This is a genomic window from Aminobacter sp. NyZ550 (assembly GCF_025628925.2).
In the GTDB taxonomy this organism is placed as follows: Bacteria; Pseudomonadota; Alphaproteobacteria; order Rhizobiales; family Rhizobiaceae; genus Aminobacter; species Aminobacter ciceronei.
Genome location: NZ_CP114190.1, coordinates 5,242,831 through 5,259,260 on the forward strand (window position 1 = coordinate 5,242,831; position 16,430 = coordinate 5,259,260).

Below are 16,430 nucleotides of genomic sequence, written 5' to 3' on the forward strand. Positions count from 1 at the left end.
CTTCGACCAGCGCAGCCTCATTCCCAGCCTCCTTTCAAGGTGGTGAGGAGGCCTGTTCCGGTGGCTTGCAATCCCAAACAGCAGGCGTTTCCGCTCCCTCACAGGAGGGCGCAGTTGGCTCTGAACTTGTCGAAGAGGGTGTAGCCAGGCGTTGAGGCGGTTGCGCCCGCGGAAGGCGAAGCAGATGAGACGGCCCGCAGGGCACAGTTCATCCGCAGCCGGTGTTTACTGCGAACTCAGATGCGGCCCGCGGTTCTTCTCGCTGGCGTAGAGCGCCACCGCCATCGCGCGATTGCGGACGTCGAGCTTGTCGTAGAGATTCTTGAGGTGGTACTTGACCGTATTTTCCGAGATTCCGGTGCGCGCAGCGATCTGCAGGTTTGTCCAGCCGTCAGCCAGCACCGACAGAAGCTCGCGCTCGCGTGCGGTCAGCCGCGACAGCGGCGTGTCGTTGATCTTGGACACGTCCATGTAGGGAATGCAGATGCGGCCGTGGGCGACGGCGACGAGCGTGTCGAACAGGATCGCCGGATCGTCGAACTGATAGCAGAAGCCCTGCACGCCAAGGCGCACGCATTGCTTGAGGATCGAGATGTCGTGGTCGTTGGAGAAGATCACCACACGGGCATGAAGGCCGCGGCGCTGCATTTCGGCCAGCACTTCGCCGGAATCCATGTCCTGCAGCCGCCAGCCCAGCACCGCGATATCGAACTGTGGGGCAGCAGTTGAGGCCGCCTCGAGAAAAGCCCTGCCGGTCTGCACGCTCTCGGCCAGCTCGAAGCGGCTGTCGCGCGAAAGCATGTCGCCAAGGGCTGCGATGACGAGCGGATTGCGCTCGGCTATCAGAACCCTGAACCTGTTTTCCTTCACCACCGGCACCACCTCTATCCCGATGCCATGGCGCTGACCCTTCCATTCGGCGTTCATGTTCCTCCCGCCTATGTTCGTGCACGCACCTCTTGCCGACGTCTCCTGCGCTGGGTCGCTCCTCTCCGGTCCTGCCCGGATCGACCCTGTGAACGCAATTCATATCATGAATGATTTTTTCATTCCAGTGGATGCGGCATTTTTACTGCCGAACTGGCCTCCACAAGCCGGCAAATGGCGCCAAGCCTGCTTACCCACCCGTTCGGGTAGGCCGCCGCTGTCCAGAGAGGCATCATCGTCTGCCCAATTTTCCAACCGGGGGTACCAGTTGTGAAGATTGGTCCAGTGCTGCGACAAAATAGCTTGACGGCGCCTCGAATTCGGACAAACTTCACTTTGAGGAAAAAAAGAAGCCTAAGCGGAAACTGCCGCCGCACCTTGAAAACCGGGAAAGCCGGGCTTGGGCGACGGGCATCCTAATCAATGGGGAATTTGACCAATGAGCGCTGTTACGGACATCAGTCCGGCGGATTCCGCCGGCCAGCTTCACAGGACAATCGACTGGCGAGGCGCCTTCTGGGTTGCCAGCGGCGTGCCGCCTCTTGTCCTGTTCTCGATCGGCGGCATTGCCGGTACCGCCGGCAACATCGCTTTTGCGATCTGGATCTGCTCCATGCTGATGGGCTTCATCCAGTCCTTCACCTATGCCGAGATCGCCGGCCTGTTCCCAAACAAGTCGGGTGGCGCCTCGGTCTATGGCGCCACCGCATGGTTGCGTTATTCCAAGTTCGTCGCGCCGCTGTCGGTGTGGTGCAACTGGTTCGCATGGTCACCGGTGCTGTCGCTCGGCTGTTCGATCGCCGCCGCCTACATCCTCAACGCGCTGGCACCGATCCCCGGCTTCACCGAAGCCTCGCCGGAGGTGCTGCAGTACATGGCGGCAAATGTCGGCACCACTGCCGCTGACGCCGTTGCAGCGGTAACCGCCGCAGCGACGCCCGGCATTCGCACCTGGACGCTCTATAGCCACTCGCTCGGTCCGGTCGGCTTCTCGCTCAACGCAACCTTCTGGATCGGCGCCGTGCTGATGCTGGTGACCTTCGCGATCCAGCATCGCGGCATTCTCGGCACTGCTGCCGTGCAGAAGGTCGTCGGCCTGCTGGTCATCGTGCCGCTTTTGATCGTCGGCGTGGTACCGATCCTCACCGGCCAGATCAACTGGGACAACTACTCGCCCTTCGTGCCGCTGGCCGCAGCCTACGCACCTGAACCCGGCGCGTGGAACGTCGCTGGCTGGACGCTGGTGCTCGGCGGCATGTTCATCGCCGCATGGTCGACCTACGGCTTCGAAACCGCCGTCTGCTACACCCGCGAGTTCAAGAACCCGGCCACCGACACCTTCAAGGCCATCTTCTATTCCGGCCTGCTCTGCATGCTGCTGTTCATGATCGTGCCATTCACCTTCCAGGGCGTGCTCGGGCTCAACGGCATGCTGTCGACGCCGATCGTCGACGGTTCCGGTGTTGCCGATGCACTTGCCGGCATGGTCGGTGGCGGCGGGCTGGTGAAGAACCTGCTCGTCATGCTGATGATCCTCGCATTGTTGCTCGCCATCATGACGGCGATGGCCGGATCGTCGCGCACGCTCTACCAGGGTTCGGTCGACGGCTGGCTGCCGCGTTACCTCAGCCACGTCAACGAGCACGGCGCGCCGACCCGCGCCATGTGGACCGATCTCATCGCCAACCTGTTCGTCCTGGCCATCGCCTCGACGGATGCGACGAGCTTCTTCTTCATCCTCGCCGTCTCGAACTGCGGCTACATCATCTTCAACTTCCTCAACCTGAACTCCGGCTGGATCCATCGCATGGACAACGGCCACATCAAGCGGCCATGGCGCGCGCCGACCTGGCTGATCACGGTCGGTGCCCTTTTTGCCTACGTCAACGCCATCTTCATGGGCGCCGGCGCCAAGGTGTGGAACCCGATGGCACTCTGGGCCGGCTTGTTCACCGCGGCCCTGATCATCCCGGTGTTCTGCTACCGCCACTATATCCAGGACGGCGGCAAGTTCCCCGAGCACATGCTCGAGGATCTGGGCATGCAGCAGAGCGACCTGCGCGTGAAGAAGGCGGGTATCCTGCCCTACCTGACGCTGCTCGCCGGTCTGGCCGTGGTGCTTCTCGCCAACTGGTTCTTCGTGCTCTGAAGCTTGACGCACATTCAACCTGCGAAGGCCGGCGCAAGCCGGCCTTTTGCATTTCGCGCCGCGGCGTTGCCGTCCTTTTCAGCGATTCGCATCGCCGCTCTATCTTCTTGTTTTTGCGCAATTCATTTCGACAACCGCCGCACGCTTGGCGCCGATTTGCCCCGGCGTCGCCCACCCCGGAAGCGCGCAAAACCACGCTGGGCCAATATTTCTTTCCATGAAAGATTTTTGCATTGTGGTTGACTTTCACCCCCGTCAGCTGCTATAGATTCAGACGGGAAAATTCAGCGCAAAAAGCTGTCCGGATGGTGTAATCCGGGGCTGGAACCGATGGCTCATGCCATAGGATCGTACGCGCGCGCCTGGGAGGAATTGCACAGCATGACGACGGTAATCGATGGCAAGGCAGTTGCCGCCGATGTGGTGACAAAGGTCCGGATCGCAGCCGAAAAGCTGATCGCCGAGACCGGTGTCGTCCCCGGTATCGCAGTGGTCATCGTTGGCCACGACCCGGCAAGCCAGGTCTATGTCGCCTCCAAGGGCAAGAAGGCCAAGGAATGCGGCTTCCACTCGGTCGAGCACGCGCTGCCGTCCGATACCTCGGAAGCCGATCTGGTCGCACTGGTGCAGAAGCTCAACGCCGATCCCAAGATCCACGGCATCCTCGTGCAGCTGCCCCTGCCCGACCATATCGACGCCGGCAAGATCATCCAGACGATCTCGGCCGACAAGGATGTCGACGGCTTCCATTTCACCAATGTCGGCAAGCTCGGCACCGGTGAGCTCGACACCGCCTTTGTGCCTTGTACGCCGGCCGGCTCGATGCTGCTGATCGAGCGTGCGCTCGGCCGCGATCTTTCGGGGCTCAACGCAGTGGTCGTCGGCCGCTCCAACATCGTCGGCAAGCCGATGGCGAACCTTCTGCTCAATGCCAACGCCACCGTCACCGTCGCCCATAGCCGCACCAAGGACCTGCCGGCGTTGTGCCGCAGCGCCGACATCCTCGTCGCGGCCGTCGGGCGTCCTGAAATGATCAAGGGCGACTGGGTGAAGCCGGGCGCCACCGTCATCGACGTCGGCATCAACCGCCTGGAGGGCGGTCTCAATGGCAAGTCGAAGCTCGTCGGCGACGTCGACTACGGCAGCGCCGCCGAGCAGGCCGGCGCCATCACGCCGGTGCCGGGTGGCGTCGGGCCGATGACCATTGCACTTCTGATGGCCAATACGGTCGTCTCGGCCTTCCGTTCGGCGGGCCAGTCAGCACCACGTTTTTAATCTGGGAGCCCGAGGCTCCGCGGAAATCGAACCAAACTCAAGGGAAGAGAGTCATGGCCGAATTCAAGACCGACATCGAGATCGCGCGTGCGGCGAAGAAGAAGCAGATCCAGGAGGTCGGTGCCAAGATCGGCATTCCGACCGAGCATCTGCTGCCTTATGGCCACGACAAGGCGAAGATCTCGGCCGAGTTCATTGCCAATGCGCGCAAGAACAAGGACGGCAAGCTGATCCTGGTCACCGCGATCAACCCGACGCCGGCCGGCGAAGGCAAGACCACCACCACGGTCGGCCTCGGCGACGGTTTGAACCGCATCGGCAAGAAGGCCATCGTCTGCATCCGTGAAGCCTCGCTCGGGCCGAACTTCGGCGTCAAGGGCGGTGCTGCCGGCGGCGGTTATGCCCAGGTCGTGCCGATGGAGGACATGAACCTCCACTTCACCGGCGACTTCCACGCCATCACCACCGCCCACAACCTTTTGTCGGCGCTGATCGACAACCACATCTACTGGGGCAACGAGCTCGGCATCGACACCCGCCGCGTCGTCTGGCGCCGGGTGATGGACATGAACGACCGGGCGCTGCGCCAGATCAACTGCTCGCTCGGCGGCGTCGCCAACGGCTTTCCGCGTGAAGCCGGCTTCGACATCACCGTCGCTTCCGAAGTCATGGCGATCCTGTGCCTGGCAACCGATCTGAAAGATCTCGAGAAGCGCCTCGGCGACATCATCGTCGCCTATCGCCGCGACAAGACCGCCGTCTATGCCCGCGACCTCAAGGCCGATGGCGCCATGGCCGTGCTGCTGAAGGATGCGGTGCAGCCGAACCTGGTGCAGACGCTGGAGAACAACCCGGCCTTCGTCCATGGCGGCCCCTTCGCCAACATCGCCCATGGCTGCAACTCGGTCGTCGCCACCACCACCGCCCTCAAGCTCGCCGACTATGTCGTCACCGAAGCCGGCTTCGGCGCTGACCTCGGTGCCGAGAAGTTCTTCGACATCAAGTGCCGCAAGGCGGGTCTCAAGCCGGCAGCCGCCGTCATCGTCGCCACCGTGCGCGCGATGAAGATGAATGGCGGCGTCAAGAAGGAAGAGCTCGGCAAGGAGAATGTCGAGGCGGTGAAGAAGGGCTGCGCCAACCTTGGCCGCCACATCGAGAACGTCAAGCAGTTCGGCGTGCCTGTGGTGGTGGCGATGAACCACTTCGTCTCCGACACCGACGCCGAAATCGCAGCGATGAAGGAGTATGTCGCTTCGATGGGTGCGGAAGCGATCCTGTGCAAGCACTGGGCCAAGGGTTCGGCCGGCATCGAGGAGCTCGCCCACAAGGTGGTGCAGCTGGCCGAAAGCGGCGCCTCGCAGTTCTCGCCGCTCTACCCCGACGACATGAAGCTGTTCGACAAGATCGACACCATCGTCAAGCGCATCTACCGCGGCTCCGAAGCCATCGCCGACAAGTCGGTGCGTGACCAGCTGCATGCCTGGGAAGCGGCCGGCTACGGCCACCTGCCGGTGTGCATGGCCAAGACGCAGTATTCGTTCTCGACCGACCCGAACCTCAGGGGCGCCCCTGTCGACCACGTCGTGCCGGTACGTGAAGTGCGCCTGGCAGCAGGCGCCGGCTTCATCGTCGCCATCTGCGGTGAGATCATGACCATGCCCGGCCTGCCCAAGGCGCCGTCATCCGAGAAGATCTTCCTCAACGAACAGGGCCAGATCGAAGGACTGTTCTGAGGCGAAACCTCTCTCCCAAGGCGCTCCAATCCACCCCTCCTGTCCCCCAGGCCCGGAGCGCCCTTTCAAGGCCTGGCACCTCATGTGCCAGGCTTTTTTTTGCCCGCCGCACAACTCACGGCCAAGCTTGTTGACCAGCACAGGCCCGGAAGAAACGACAGGCAAAATGTTGCCTATCAGTAAAAATTCTTGCACTTGGATATTGCCCTAGAGGCAAATTTGGGTTCAAATGCCCTCAACAAATGACCGCCTCAAGGCAAGGCCAAGGGCGGGGAACAATATGGAGGAGTACCTGAAATGACAGCTTCATGGCGTTTTTCGATGTTGGCCGACCGCCACCGCGCACTGGGTTCCAAACTGGAAGACTGGAGCGGTATGGGCACGGCCTGGAGCTATGACAAGGACGCCAACGAGGAGTATGTGGCGATCCGCACCAAGGCCGGCCTGATGGATGTTTCCGGCCTCAAGAAGGTGCACATCACCGGCGCCCACGCAGGGCATGTCATTGACCTGTGCACCACCCGCAATGTCGAGAAGATCTACCCCGGCAAGTCGGTCTATGCCTGCATGCTCAACGACGCCGGCAAGTTCACCGACGACTGCGTCATCTACCGCATGGGTCCGAACTCCTGGATGGTCGTGCACGGTTCGGGCTCGGGCCATGAGGAACTGACCCGCGCATCGATCGGCCGCGACGTCTCGGTCCGCTTCGACGACAATCTGCACGACCTGTCGCTGCAGGGCCCGCTCGCCGTCGACTACCTTGCCAAGCACGTTCCCGGCATCCGCGACCTCAACTACTTCCACCACATGCAGACCCAGTTGTTCGGCTTCCCGGTGATGATCTCGCGCACCGGCTACACCGGCGAGCGCGGCTACGAGATTTTCTGCCGTGGCCAGGACGCGGGCCAGATCTGGGACACCATCGTTGCCGAAGGCAAGCCGATGGGCATCATCCCGACGCGCTTCACCACGCTCGACATGCTGCGCGTCGAGAGCTACCTTCTGTTCTACCCGTACGACAACTCGCAGAAGTACCCGTTTGCGAACGAAGGCCCTGGCGACACCCTGTGGGAACTCGGTCTCGATTTCACCGTCAGCCCCGGCAAGACCGGCTTCCGCGGCGCCGAAGAGCACTATCGCCTCAAGGGCAAGGAACGCTTCAAGATCTTCGGCGTGCTGCTCGACAGCGACAAGCCGGCTGACGAAGGTGCCGAAATCTATCGCGACGGCAAGAAGGTCGGTGTAGTGACCTGCGCGATGTATTCGCCGCTGGTCAAGAAGTCGATGGGCATCGCCCGCCTCGACGTCGACTGCGCCATCGTCGGTACGCCGCTGGAAATCCGCAACGCCAGCGGAACCGTCAAGGCAACGGCGCAGTCGCTGCCGTTTGACGACCCGAAGAAGCTGAAGCGGACGGCGAAGGGCTGAGACCTTGGACAGTGCACCGGTGAAGACGATCCTCAGTCGCCCGGTCTACGGAACATTGTCACCGCAGGCCGGCAAGAGCCACCTTCTGATTGCGGACGCCGAAGGGGCGTCCGCGATCCTGGACCTGGCGAAGAAGGCTCCAGAGGACTTCTTCGCCAACGCACACATCATGTTCATACCGGGCCGGACCGGAAACAGCTTTCAGGACTTGCTGAAAGCCCTGAAGCCGGCCCAGTATTATGAAGGACCGTCGGTCGCGGCGGCATTGCCGCGGCTGACCTGGACACTTGCCAACGCCCATATGGGCCTGCGCATGTATCTCGCCGGTACCGAAGGGCTGATCGGCCAGATGATGCAGGCGGCGATCGAAGCCGGCATCGACCCGGCCTCGATCCAGACCGAGCATCGGGGCTCGTGGGCGCGCCGCGTGCAGTGCGTGCACTGCAAGGGCGTCACCGAAAACGTCACGACCCAGCCGGTCACCTGCTCGCATTGCGGTCTGCTGTTGCTCGTCCGCGACCACTACTCCAAGCGTCTGGCCGCCTTCCAGGGCGTCTGCATCAATGCCGAGGATCCGACCGAGATCCCTCAGAAAGAGGAGATTTTCCGGTGAGCGCGGGAACAAACAAGCTGAACGTCACCGTGACCGAAGTGGTCGCGGTCAATGAACTGGTCAAGCGCTTCCATTTCGAACGCACCGACGGCGGCAACCTGCCGACCTTTTCCGGCGGCGCCCACGTCGTCGTCGAAATGCGCGACGGCGACATCACCAGGCTCAACCCCTATTCGCTGATGAGCTCGCCGCTCGCCACGCGCGACTACACGATCTCGGTGCGCCGCGATGATGTCGGCCGCGGCGGCTCGTTGTTCATGCACAACCGCGTCAAACGCGGCAGCGAAATGGTCATCAGCTATCCGGTGAACCTGTTCTCGCTCGACCTGCGCGCCAGGAAGCACCTGATGATCGCCGGCGGCATCGGCATCACGCCGTTTCTCGCCCAGACAGCCCAGCTCGCTTCGTCGGGCGGCAATTTCGAGCTGCACTACACCTGCCGTTCGGAGGCGCTGGGCAGCTACACCGAGGTGCTGCGCGAACGCTACGGCAACAGGGTCAATCTCTATTACGACGAGCACAACGAGCGCATCCCACTCGACCGCCTGCTCGCCACCCAGCCGCTCGGCACGCATATCTATGTCTGCGGCCCCGCTGGCATGATCAAATGGGTGCGCGACACCGCCGCTGCCCATGGCTGGCCGGATGACTCGGTGCATTACGAACACTTCGCAGCACCACAGCCGGGCACGCCCTTCGACGTCAAGCTGGCCGTCAGCGGGCTGGAGATCCGGGTCGGTGAACAGCAGAGCTTGCTCGAGGCGATCGAGGCGGCAGGCGTCGACCCGCCCTATCTCTGTCGCGGCGGCGTCTGCGGCCAGTGCGAGACCAACGTCATCTCCTATGACGGCACGTTCAAGCACAACGACCACTGGCTGAGCGATGAGGAGCACTGCTCGGGCAAGAAGATCATGCCATGCGTTTCGCGCTTCGAGGGCCGCTCGCTGGTCCTGGAACGGTAGAACATCCCGGAGCGCCCGGCGCTTCGGAAGAGGGAGGAATTGATGGGAATTAACTTCAGGAAAGAAACGTTCCGCGACGATTTTACCTTCAGGAACAGTCCTGAACAGATCAGGCGGTTTCCCTTCCCCTACCATGAAGACGCCTACATGTACTCGGTCAACATCGAGCCGCATGTGCCGGGCCCCCAGGGCAGCGTGTTCGAGCACCTGATCGACGTCGACGAACACTATGTCTCCGAGATGGAGGACCGCGCCAAGGTGCTGGCGGAAGATCCGCTGCGCTGCCAGTCGCTGCCGCACATGACGCTGGCCGGCTGGGACCTGCTCGAACTGCTGATGACCGAGAAGGCCGCGAGCTATCCCGAGCACTTTACGCTGACCCGCGACGGCGACCGCTGGCGCTGGATCAACCGGCCACTCGGCATCGACGACACCTTCACCTTTGGCGACATCTCCACCCTGCCCTATGGGCCGATGGAGTACATCACCCGCCAGAGCCAGGGCGACTTCGCCATTCTCGACCAGCGTGACAACAATCTCTGGATGGACGCCGGCATGGTCACCACCCAGGCCGACTGGTCGCTCGATTTCGACATCGGCATGAACTTCTTCGAATGGCATGCACCGGTACCGCTGGCGCATGAGATGGGCGTCTTCACCCGCGCCCTGAAATTCCTGACCAACATCCAGCAGGGCAAGCCGGCACGCCGCCTGAACTGGACCATGACGATCAATCCGCGCCTCGACACCAGCCCGGAAAACTTCCACAAATGGGGCAGTGACCGCCTGACGGTGACGCCTGAGAATGTCGGCCAGAAGGTCCATCTCCGCGTCGAACTGCAGAGCTTCTGGCGCCTGCCGCGTTCCAACGCGCTGGTCTTCCCGATCCGCTGCTACCTGCTCAAGATGGACGAGCTGGTAACGGTGCCGAAATGGGCCCGCCGCTTCCACCGCGTGCTGCGCGACCTGCCGGTCGAGCTCGCCGAATACAAGGGCCTGACCCGTTATCGCCAGACCACCGTCGACTGGCTGTCGAAATATGACGACGGCGCTGCGACCTCATCCGGCTTCAGCCCGGACTAACATATCGATCGGCCTGGCCTCACCGAGGCCCGGCCACCGACCACGAAAAAAGGAGGCGATGTCATCGCCTCCCAGATTGATTACAAACCCCACGATTTTTGGCAGCGGTCAAAATCGTGGGGTTTTGATTCCGGTCTGTTCACGGTCTGAATCTGTGACGTTCCGTGAATCTTGGGTCTATCCGACCGCTTCGGAGGTTCGTCAGCAGTCTGGGAGGCCATGTCATCGCCTCCTTTTTTCGTTCGACACCACTGCCGCCGAGGCTAGTCGCCGCTCGACCCCTGCGGGTAGGAGATGATGGAGAGATAGCGGATCGGCAGCTGCGTCAGCTCTTCCGGCCCGTGCGGGGCGTCGGCGTCGAAGAACAGGCTGTCGCCCGGCGTCATGCGGTAGAGGTTGCTGCCGTGGCGATAAACGACCTCGCCTTCCAGCATGTAGAGGAACTCCATACCCTCGTGCTGGAACATCGGAAACACGTCCGAATCCCCGGCCAGCGTGATCAGATAGGGTTCGACAACGACACCCGCCGTATTGGAGCCGATGTGGCCGAGCAGGTTGTACTGGTGCCCGGCACGGGTGCCGCGACGTTCGACGTCGACGCCCTCGCCCGACTTGACGAAGACGGCGCTGCGCTCTTCTTCGAAGCGGCGGAAGAAAGCGGTCAACGGCACGCCGAGCGCCCGCGACAGCGCCTGCAGCGTGGTCAGCGACGGCGAGGTGATGCCGTTTTCGATCTTGGACAGCATGCCGAGCGAAATGTTGGTCATCGCGGCGAGGTCGGCCACGGTAATGCCGAGCTTTTTGCGGAAGGCGCGGACTTCATGGCCGAGCGCCACCTCCAGCACCTTCTCGGGCGTGTCGCGGATGGCATGTGGGTCCTGGTGAAGCGGCGATGGCTGCGCCTTCGCCGCGATCGCGGCGGCAGCCTTCTTGCCGTCGGCAGTCATCACGGCTGACAAACGGTCTTCTTTCACGCAGCTATCCCTCGTTGCAAAAACTCACAAATCCAACAGTTCACCCATGGTAAAATTTCTTTACACAAGTTTCAAGGGCCGCCGATCAAACAGCAGGCAAAATGCATAACGAAGAGGCAGCTTGCCGCGGAAAATCATTCCGCGACAAAGCCTTGCCATCGCCTCCAGGCACGCGCCATCGCACAGCGACGGCCCACTGATTTGACTAGTACCCTCCCCCATTCGATTGATTTACAGCGCTCCCGGAGAGCGCGAAACTCCCAGCCCCGTGCAATTGCACGATGCATCAGCGGAGGAACTGCCATGAGGTCTGCCGGTTTCGCCAGTGGCGCCATCGTCGCCCTGGCTCTGATATGGGCTGCGGCCCCGCCCATCAACGACGCCCGCGCCGCCGAACCCAGCAAAGCCGAACTCGACGCCGCGCGCCAGGCACTGGAAAAATACAAGGATCCCTACGTCGCCGTGCGCGACCTCTATCTGTCGACGGTGGGCTGCGTTCACTACACCGGCGAAAAGATCGAAGGGCGGATGGAGTATCCGAAGGGCGCGATGGGCGTGCACTTCGTCAATCTGACGGTGAAGGGGCCGCCCGACCCCACCAAGCCGAACGTGCTGGTCTACGAACCCGGGGCCGACGGCAAGCTCACCCTCGTCGCGGTCGAGTGGCTGGTTCCAATGGACGCTGTCAAGGAACGGCCGACCGTGCTCGGCCAGCCGTTCCAGGGACCGATGGAAGGGCACGAACCCCTGATCCCCAAGGAATTCGCCCATTACGACCTGCACGCCTGGCTGTTCAAGGACAATCCGAACGGGATGTTCAGCCCGACCAACCCCGACGTGTCGTGCGACGGCCATCCGTTCAGCCTGCTGGAGGAGCCGACCAAGATGGTGCATCCGCAATAAGCGGAAGCGCCTTCAAGGATCGTCCATCCATGCTGTTCATGCGGCCGGTATCCTCAGTTCGGACCGGCCGACAAGCGCGCCGTGGTGGCCGATGACGGCGGCCGCCACATTGGCCGCGAAGGCTGCTGCCTTCAGGTGGTCGCCGGTCTGCAGATAGTTGGCGAGGAAAGCACCGTTAAAGCTGTCGCCGGCACCAGTCGTGTCGACAACTTGCTTCGTCCGGCTGGCCGGCACGAAGCTTCGCTCGCCGTCGAAATCCAGCGTGATGCCAGCGGCACCGTCCTTGACCACGAGTTTGTTCACGCCAAGCCCAACGTAGCGCGCGATCGTCGCATCGACCGTGGCGTCGCCGAAATGCGTCGCCTCGTCTTCGAAGCTCGGCATCACCATGCTGGAGACCGCGGCCCCATCGGATATTGCGCGCCGCATCCTGTCGGCGTCGTCCCACAGGCGTGGGCGGATGTTGGGATCGAAGGCGACGAGCTTGCCGGCGACCTTCGCACGACCGACCTCGGCAAGCAGAGTGGCAAGCGCCTCAGGCGCCAGGATCGCCAACGTGATGCCGGAGAAGAAGATCGTCTCCGAGGCGCCGATGGCCGCACGCAATGCCGAAGCGTCATCGGCGAGCAGCCGCGCAGCAGAGGCCGAGCGCCAGTAGGAGAAGCTGCGCTCGCCATCCTTGAGATGGATCATGTAGAGGCCGGGCGTACGCTCCGGCAGGCGACGGATGAAGCCGGTGCCGACACCGGTACCCTCGATGAAATTGAGCATCTCGTCGGAAATCCTGTCCGTGCCGACGGCGCTGAAATAGTCGACCGGCCATGCCTCGGGCAACAAGCTCCTGAGGTAATAGGCGGTGTTGAAGGTGTCGCCGGCAAAGCCCTTGCGCATCAGGCCGTCCCCGGCCTGGCGAAGTTCGACCATGCATTCGCCGATCAGGAGTGCGCGTCCGGCCATGAAGGGTATCCAGAATTGTGTGTATTGCGCCGCTCAGCGCCGCCCGGCAGCGCGGGCTGCGCCCGGCGCGTGCTCGTCGGCAACATGGCCGAGGCGGTTCGACAGGTCGGCCGCGGCATCGAGCAGCGTCTTGAGATAGCTGGCGTGGTTCTTGAGCCCATCCTCGCGCGGCGCCACGAGGCAGAGCGTTGCGATACAGATGTTGTCGGCCTGGTAAACCGGAACGGCGAAGCAGTGGGTGAAATTCTCGACGGCGCTGTTGAAGGTGTAATAGCCGACCCGCGACGCCTCGCGCACTTCTGCGATGAACTGCGCCGGATCGAGCCACTGGCCGTTGGGCAGCTGGAAATCCTCCTTCGGAATGAAGTCGAGGATCTCCTCGTCGCTCATATGGGCGACCAGCAGCCGACCCGACGCCGTCCAGGCGATGGAGACGGGATCACCGACGTTCGACGAGATGCGGAACGGGCGCAGCCCTTCTTTCATCTGGGCGACGGTGTATTTGTTGCCTTCGAGCAGGCACATCTGCGCCGTCTCGCGCGTCTCCTCGGCGATGTGCGTCAACAGCTTGTCGCATTCGCGCATCAGGTCGAACTGCTCGGCATAGGCCATGCCGAGGAAATAGAGCTTGCGGCCGAGGAAGACCCGGCCGTCCTCGCCGCGATATTCGAGCACGCCCTGGCGCATCAGCAGATTGACCAGCTCATAGACGGACGAACGCGGCGCGCCGATGCCCGAGGCGATCTCGTTGGGGCGAAGCGGCGTGCGCTTGAGACGCAGATAGTTCATGATCTCGAAGGCGCGATCGAGACCGCGCGCCCGCCTGTTGGTCATGTCGTCCGATACGTCGTCCATGTGCCGCCTCATCCGGCAGATCGCCGGCAAAATGTCATGTCATCACGGCGCCTTGTAGGCGACGCAGTCGATTTCGACTTTGCAATCGACCATCATACTCGACTGTACGCAAGCACGCGCCGGCGGATGGTCACCGAAATACTCGGCATAGACGCCGTTGAACGACCAGAAGTCGCGGGGGTCGTCGAGCCAGACACCGACACGCACGATGTGCTCCAGCCCATAGCCGGCTTCTTCGAGGATGGCGATGACGTTTTCCATCGTCTTGCGCGTCTCGGCGATGATGCCGCCGCCGACGATCTCGCCGTTCTCCATGGCGACTTGGCCGGACACATAGAGCCAGCCATTGGCCTCGACGGCACGGGCGAAGGGCAGTGCCTGCTTGCCCGCCCCGGTCTGGCCGCTGCCATAGCGCTTGATCGTCATGTCTATTCTCCGAATGCTAGTTGAAGGTTGAGGTCTTAAGGAACTCGGCCAGCCGCTCGGTCTGCGGCTTCAAGAACATCTCGCGCGGGTTGCCCTCCTCGCCGATGCGCCCCTGGTTCATGAAGATCACCCGTGACGACACCTCGTAGGCGAAGCGCATCTCGTGGGTGACGAGCAGCATGCTCATGCCGTCGCGGGCGAGGTCCTTGATAACCTGCAACACCTCGTTGACGAGTTCCGGGTCGAGCGCCGAGGTGACCTCGTCGAACAGCATCAGCTTGGGGTTCATGGCAATGGCGCGTGCGATCGCGACGCGCTGCTGCTGGCCGCCGGAGAGCTGGCCGGGAAAGCGGTCGCGGCGCTCGGCGAGGCCGACGCGGTCGAGCCATTTCTCGGCAACGCTACGCGCCTCGTCGCGGGACATCTTCTTGACCTTGACCAGGCCGAGCATGACGTTTTCGGCGGCACTCATGTGCGGAAACAGGTTGAACTGCTGGAAGGCCATGCCGGTCATCGCGCGCTGACGGGCGATTTCCTTTTCCTTCTTGCGGCGACGCGTGCCGCCCGAGGTTTCGTAGCCAATTTCCTCACCGTCGATGCGGATCGAGCCGCCCTGGAATTCCTCCAGCATGTTGATGCAGCGGAGCATCGTCGTCTTGCCCGAGCCGGACGAGCCGATGATCGAGATGACGTCGCCCTGGGCCATGGTGCAGTCGACGCCCTTGAGGACTTCGACCTCGCCATAGCGCTTGTGCAGGTCGCGGATTTCGAGAAGGTTGCCGGTCATTGTTGCGGCCTCACGAGGGGATCGAAGTTTTGCGTTCAACGTAGCGGCCGAAACGCTCGATGCCGTAGTTGACGACGAAATAGAGGAAGCCCGCGAAGAAATAGAATTCGAGGCTCATGAAGGTGCGCGAGATCAGCTCCTGCGTCCTGAGCAGAAGCTCGGCCACGCCGATGATCGACAGCAGCGTCGAGGCCTTGACCATCTCGGCAGCCGTATTGACCCAGGCAGGCAACACCTGGCGCAGCGCCTGTGGGCCGAGCACATAGGCAAATGTCTGCGGGAAAGTCAGGCCGATCGCCTTGGCAGCCTCTGTCTGGCCCTTTGGGATCGACTGCAGCGCGCCGCGGACGATCTCACCGACATGCGACGAGCAGAACACCGCAAGCGCCAGCACGCCGGCCTGGAATGGCCCGAGGTCGATGCCGACCGTGCCGAGCACGTAATAGCTCGCGAGCACCAGCACCAGAACCGGCGTGCCGCGGATGAAGTCGGTGTAGCCGCGCACCAGCCAGCGCAGCGGCTTGTTGCCATAAGTCAGCGCCAGGCCGACGCCGATGCCGAGGATGGTACCGACAAGGATCGCCAGGACCGAGATGGAGACGGTGACGCCGATGCCCTTGAGGATGGGGATGCGGGCGAGCCAGAGAGTTTCGAAGAATGTCACGATTTCCATGGCGCTCACCGGGGAATGGACATGCGCCGCTCGAGCCTGCGCAGCAGAGCTGCGAGCACCGAACAGGTGGCGACATAGAGGCAGCTGGCGACGATCCACGTCTCGATGACACGGAAGGTCTCGACATTGATCTTGCGCGCCTCGAAGGTCAGCTCCGGCACCGCGATGGCGGCGGCCAGCGAGGTGTCCTTGAACAGCGAGATCATCGTACTCGACAGCGACGGCAACACGTTGCGCAGCATCAGCGGCATGACGATCGAGGTGCGGATCTGCGCCTGTGTCAGGCCGATGGCGAGACCGGCCTCCTTGAGCCCGTTGGGCACGGCAAGCAGGCCGCCACGAAACACTTCGGCGAGATAGGCGCCGGAATAGAGCGCCAGCGTGGCGACGAAGCTCTCGATCTTGCCGAGCCGGATGCCGAGCTGCGGCAGCGCGAAGAAGGTGAACAGCACCAGCACCAGGATCGGCGTGTTGCGGATGATGGTGACGTAGATGCGCGCGGGGTGGCGCAACGCGCCCTGCTTCGACAGCAGGCCGAAGGCGGTAATCAACCCGAGCACGCAGCCGATGGCGATCGCCACGAAGGCGAGCGCCAGGCTGAGCCCGAGGCCCCAGAGCAGTTGGTCGAAACTGCGCCAGACCGCCGAGAAATTGAGCGTGTAACCCATGGTGCCGTCAGGTT

At 62.6% G+C, this 16,430-nt stretch carries 16 protein-coding genes; 8 read left to right on the plus strand and 8 right to left on the minus strand.

All coding sequences use genetic code 11. The features are described from left to right. Positions 1-225: 225 nt before the first annotated feature. Positions 226-927, minus strand: a complete 702-nt coding sequence (locus N7E70_RS26035) for a response regulator transcription factor (protein ID WP_263008035.1) — start codon at positions 925-927, stop codon at positions 226-228. A gap of 439 nt (positions 928-1,366) precedes the next feature. On the opposite strand from N7E70_RS26035, the gene N7E70_RS26040 reads away from it, so the two are divergent. From N7E70_RS26040 to N7E70_RS26070, 7 genes are all read left to right on the plus strand, one after another. Then, positions 1,367-3,076, plus strand: coding sequence for an APC family permease (locus N7E70_RS26040; RefSeq protein ID WP_154387581.1), 1,710 nt, complete (start codon positions 1,367-1,369; stop codon positions 3,074-3,076). A gap of 381 nt (positions 3,077-3,457) precedes the next feature. Continuing rightward, complete coding sequence (locus N7E70_RS26045) at positions 3,458-4,351, plus strand: bifunctional methylenetetrahydrofolate dehydrogenase/methenyltetrahydrofolate cyclohydrolase (RefSeq protein WP_067965343.1); 894 nt, start codon at positions 3,458-3,460, stop codon at positions 4,349-4,351. A 53-nt stretch (positions 4,352-4,404) separates the two neighbouring features. Next, positions 4,405-6,084 carry a formate--tetrahydrofolate ligase gene (locus N7E70_RS26050; RefSeq protein WP_067959270.1) on the plus strand — a complete coding sequence of 560 codons (1,680 nt, stop codon included), beginning with the start codon at positions 4,405-4,407 and terminating at the stop codon, positions 6,082-6,084. Between the two features lie 297 nt (positions 6,085-6,381). Next, positions 6,382-7,515, plus strand: coding sequence for an aminomethyltransferase family protein (locus N7E70_RS26055; RefSeq protein WP_263008036.1), 1,134 nt, complete (start codon positions 6,382-6,384; stop codon positions 7,513-7,515). A gap of 19 nt (positions 7,516-7,534) precedes the next feature. Beyond that, positions 7,535-8,128, plus strand: coding sequence for a dimethylamine monooxygenase subunit DmmA family protein (locus tag N7E70_RS26060; protein WP_067965349.1), 594 nt, complete (start codon positions 7,535-7,537; stop codon positions 8,126-8,128). Beyond that, the gene (locus N7E70_RS26065; RefSeq protein WP_263008037.1) at positions 8,125-9,090 is read left to right on the plus strand and encodes a PDR/VanB family oxidoreductase; all 966 of its coding nucleotides are present in this window, start codon (positions 8,125-8,127) and stop codon (positions 9,088-9,090) included. The genes N7E70_RS26060 and N7E70_RS26065 overlap by 4 nt, the downstream gene beginning before the upstream one ends. A 42-nt stretch (positions 9,091-9,132) precedes the next feature. Further along, a complete protein-coding gene (locus N7E70_RS26070) occupies positions 9,133-10,173 on the plus strand; it encodes a heme-dependent oxidative N-demethylase family protein (protein ID WP_263008038.1) in 1,041 nt (346 codons plus the stop codon). A 263-nt stretch (positions 10,174-10,436) separates the two neighbouring features. Here the strand turns inward: N7E70_RS26070 and N7E70_RS26075 are convergent, their stop codons facing one another. Then, the gene (locus N7E70_RS26075; RefSeq protein ID WP_263008070.1) at positions 10,437-11,120 is read right to left on the minus strand and encodes a helix-turn-helix domain-containing protein; all 684 of its coding nucleotides are present in this window, start codon (positions 11,118-11,120) and stop codon (positions 10,437-10,439) included. 330 nt (positions 11,121-11,450) lie between these two features. Here N7E70_RS26075 and N7E70_RS26080 point away from each other — a divergent pair, with 330 nt between their 5' ends. Beyond that, positions 11,451-12,050: a hypothetical protein gene (locus N7E70_RS26080; protein WP_263008039.1), complete on the plus strand. Its 600-nt coding sequence runs from the start codon at positions 11,451-11,453 to the stop codon at positions 12,048-12,050. 36 nt (positions 12,051-12,086) lie between these two features. Here N7E70_RS26080 and N7E70_RS26085 read toward each other — a convergent pair whose 3' ends face one another. Genes N7E70_RS26085 through N7E70_RS26110 form a run of 6 tightly spaced genes read right to left on the minus strand, consistent with a single transcriptional unit; the run spans position 12,087 to position 16,416 of the window. Then, positions 12,087-13,007 (minus strand): sugar kinase, encoded by a 921-nt coding sequence (locus tag N7E70_RS26085; protein ID WP_263008040.1) that lies wholly within the window; start codon positions 13,005-13,007, stop codon positions 12,087-12,089. A 33-nt stretch (positions 13,008-13,040) separates the two neighbouring features. Beyond that, positions 13,041-13,862 (minus strand): IclR family transcriptional regulator, encoded by an 822-nt coding sequence (locus tag N7E70_RS26090; protein ID WP_263008041.1) that lies wholly within the window; start codon positions 13,860-13,862, stop codon positions 13,041-13,043. Positions 13,863-13,904: 42 nt separating this feature from the next. Then, a complete protein-coding gene (locus N7E70_RS26095) occupies positions 13,905-14,288 on the minus strand; it encodes a RidA family protein (protein ID WP_263008042.1) in 384 nt (127 codons plus the stop codon). A 16-nt stretch (positions 14,289-14,304) separates the two neighbouring features. Then, on the minus strand, positions 14,305-15,075 hold the full coding sequence (locus N7E70_RS26100; RefSeq protein WP_263008043.1) for an amino acid ABC transporter ATP-binding protein: 771 nt from the start codon (positions 15,073-15,075) through the stop codon (positions 14,305-14,307). Positions 15,076-15,085: 10 nt separating this feature from the next. Beyond that, positions 15,086-15,748, minus strand: a complete 663-nt coding sequence (locus N7E70_RS26105) for an amino acid ABC transporter permease (RefSeq protein ID WP_263008044.1) — start codon at positions 15,746-15,748, stop codon at positions 15,086-15,088. 5 nt (positions 15,749-15,753) lie between these two features. Continuing rightward, complete coding sequence (locus tag N7E70_RS26110; RefSeq protein WP_263008045.1) at positions 15,754-16,416, minus strand: amino acid ABC transporter permease; 663 nt, start codon at positions 16,414-16,416, stop codon at positions 15,754-15,756. Positions 16,417-16,430 lie beyond the last annotated feature (14 nt).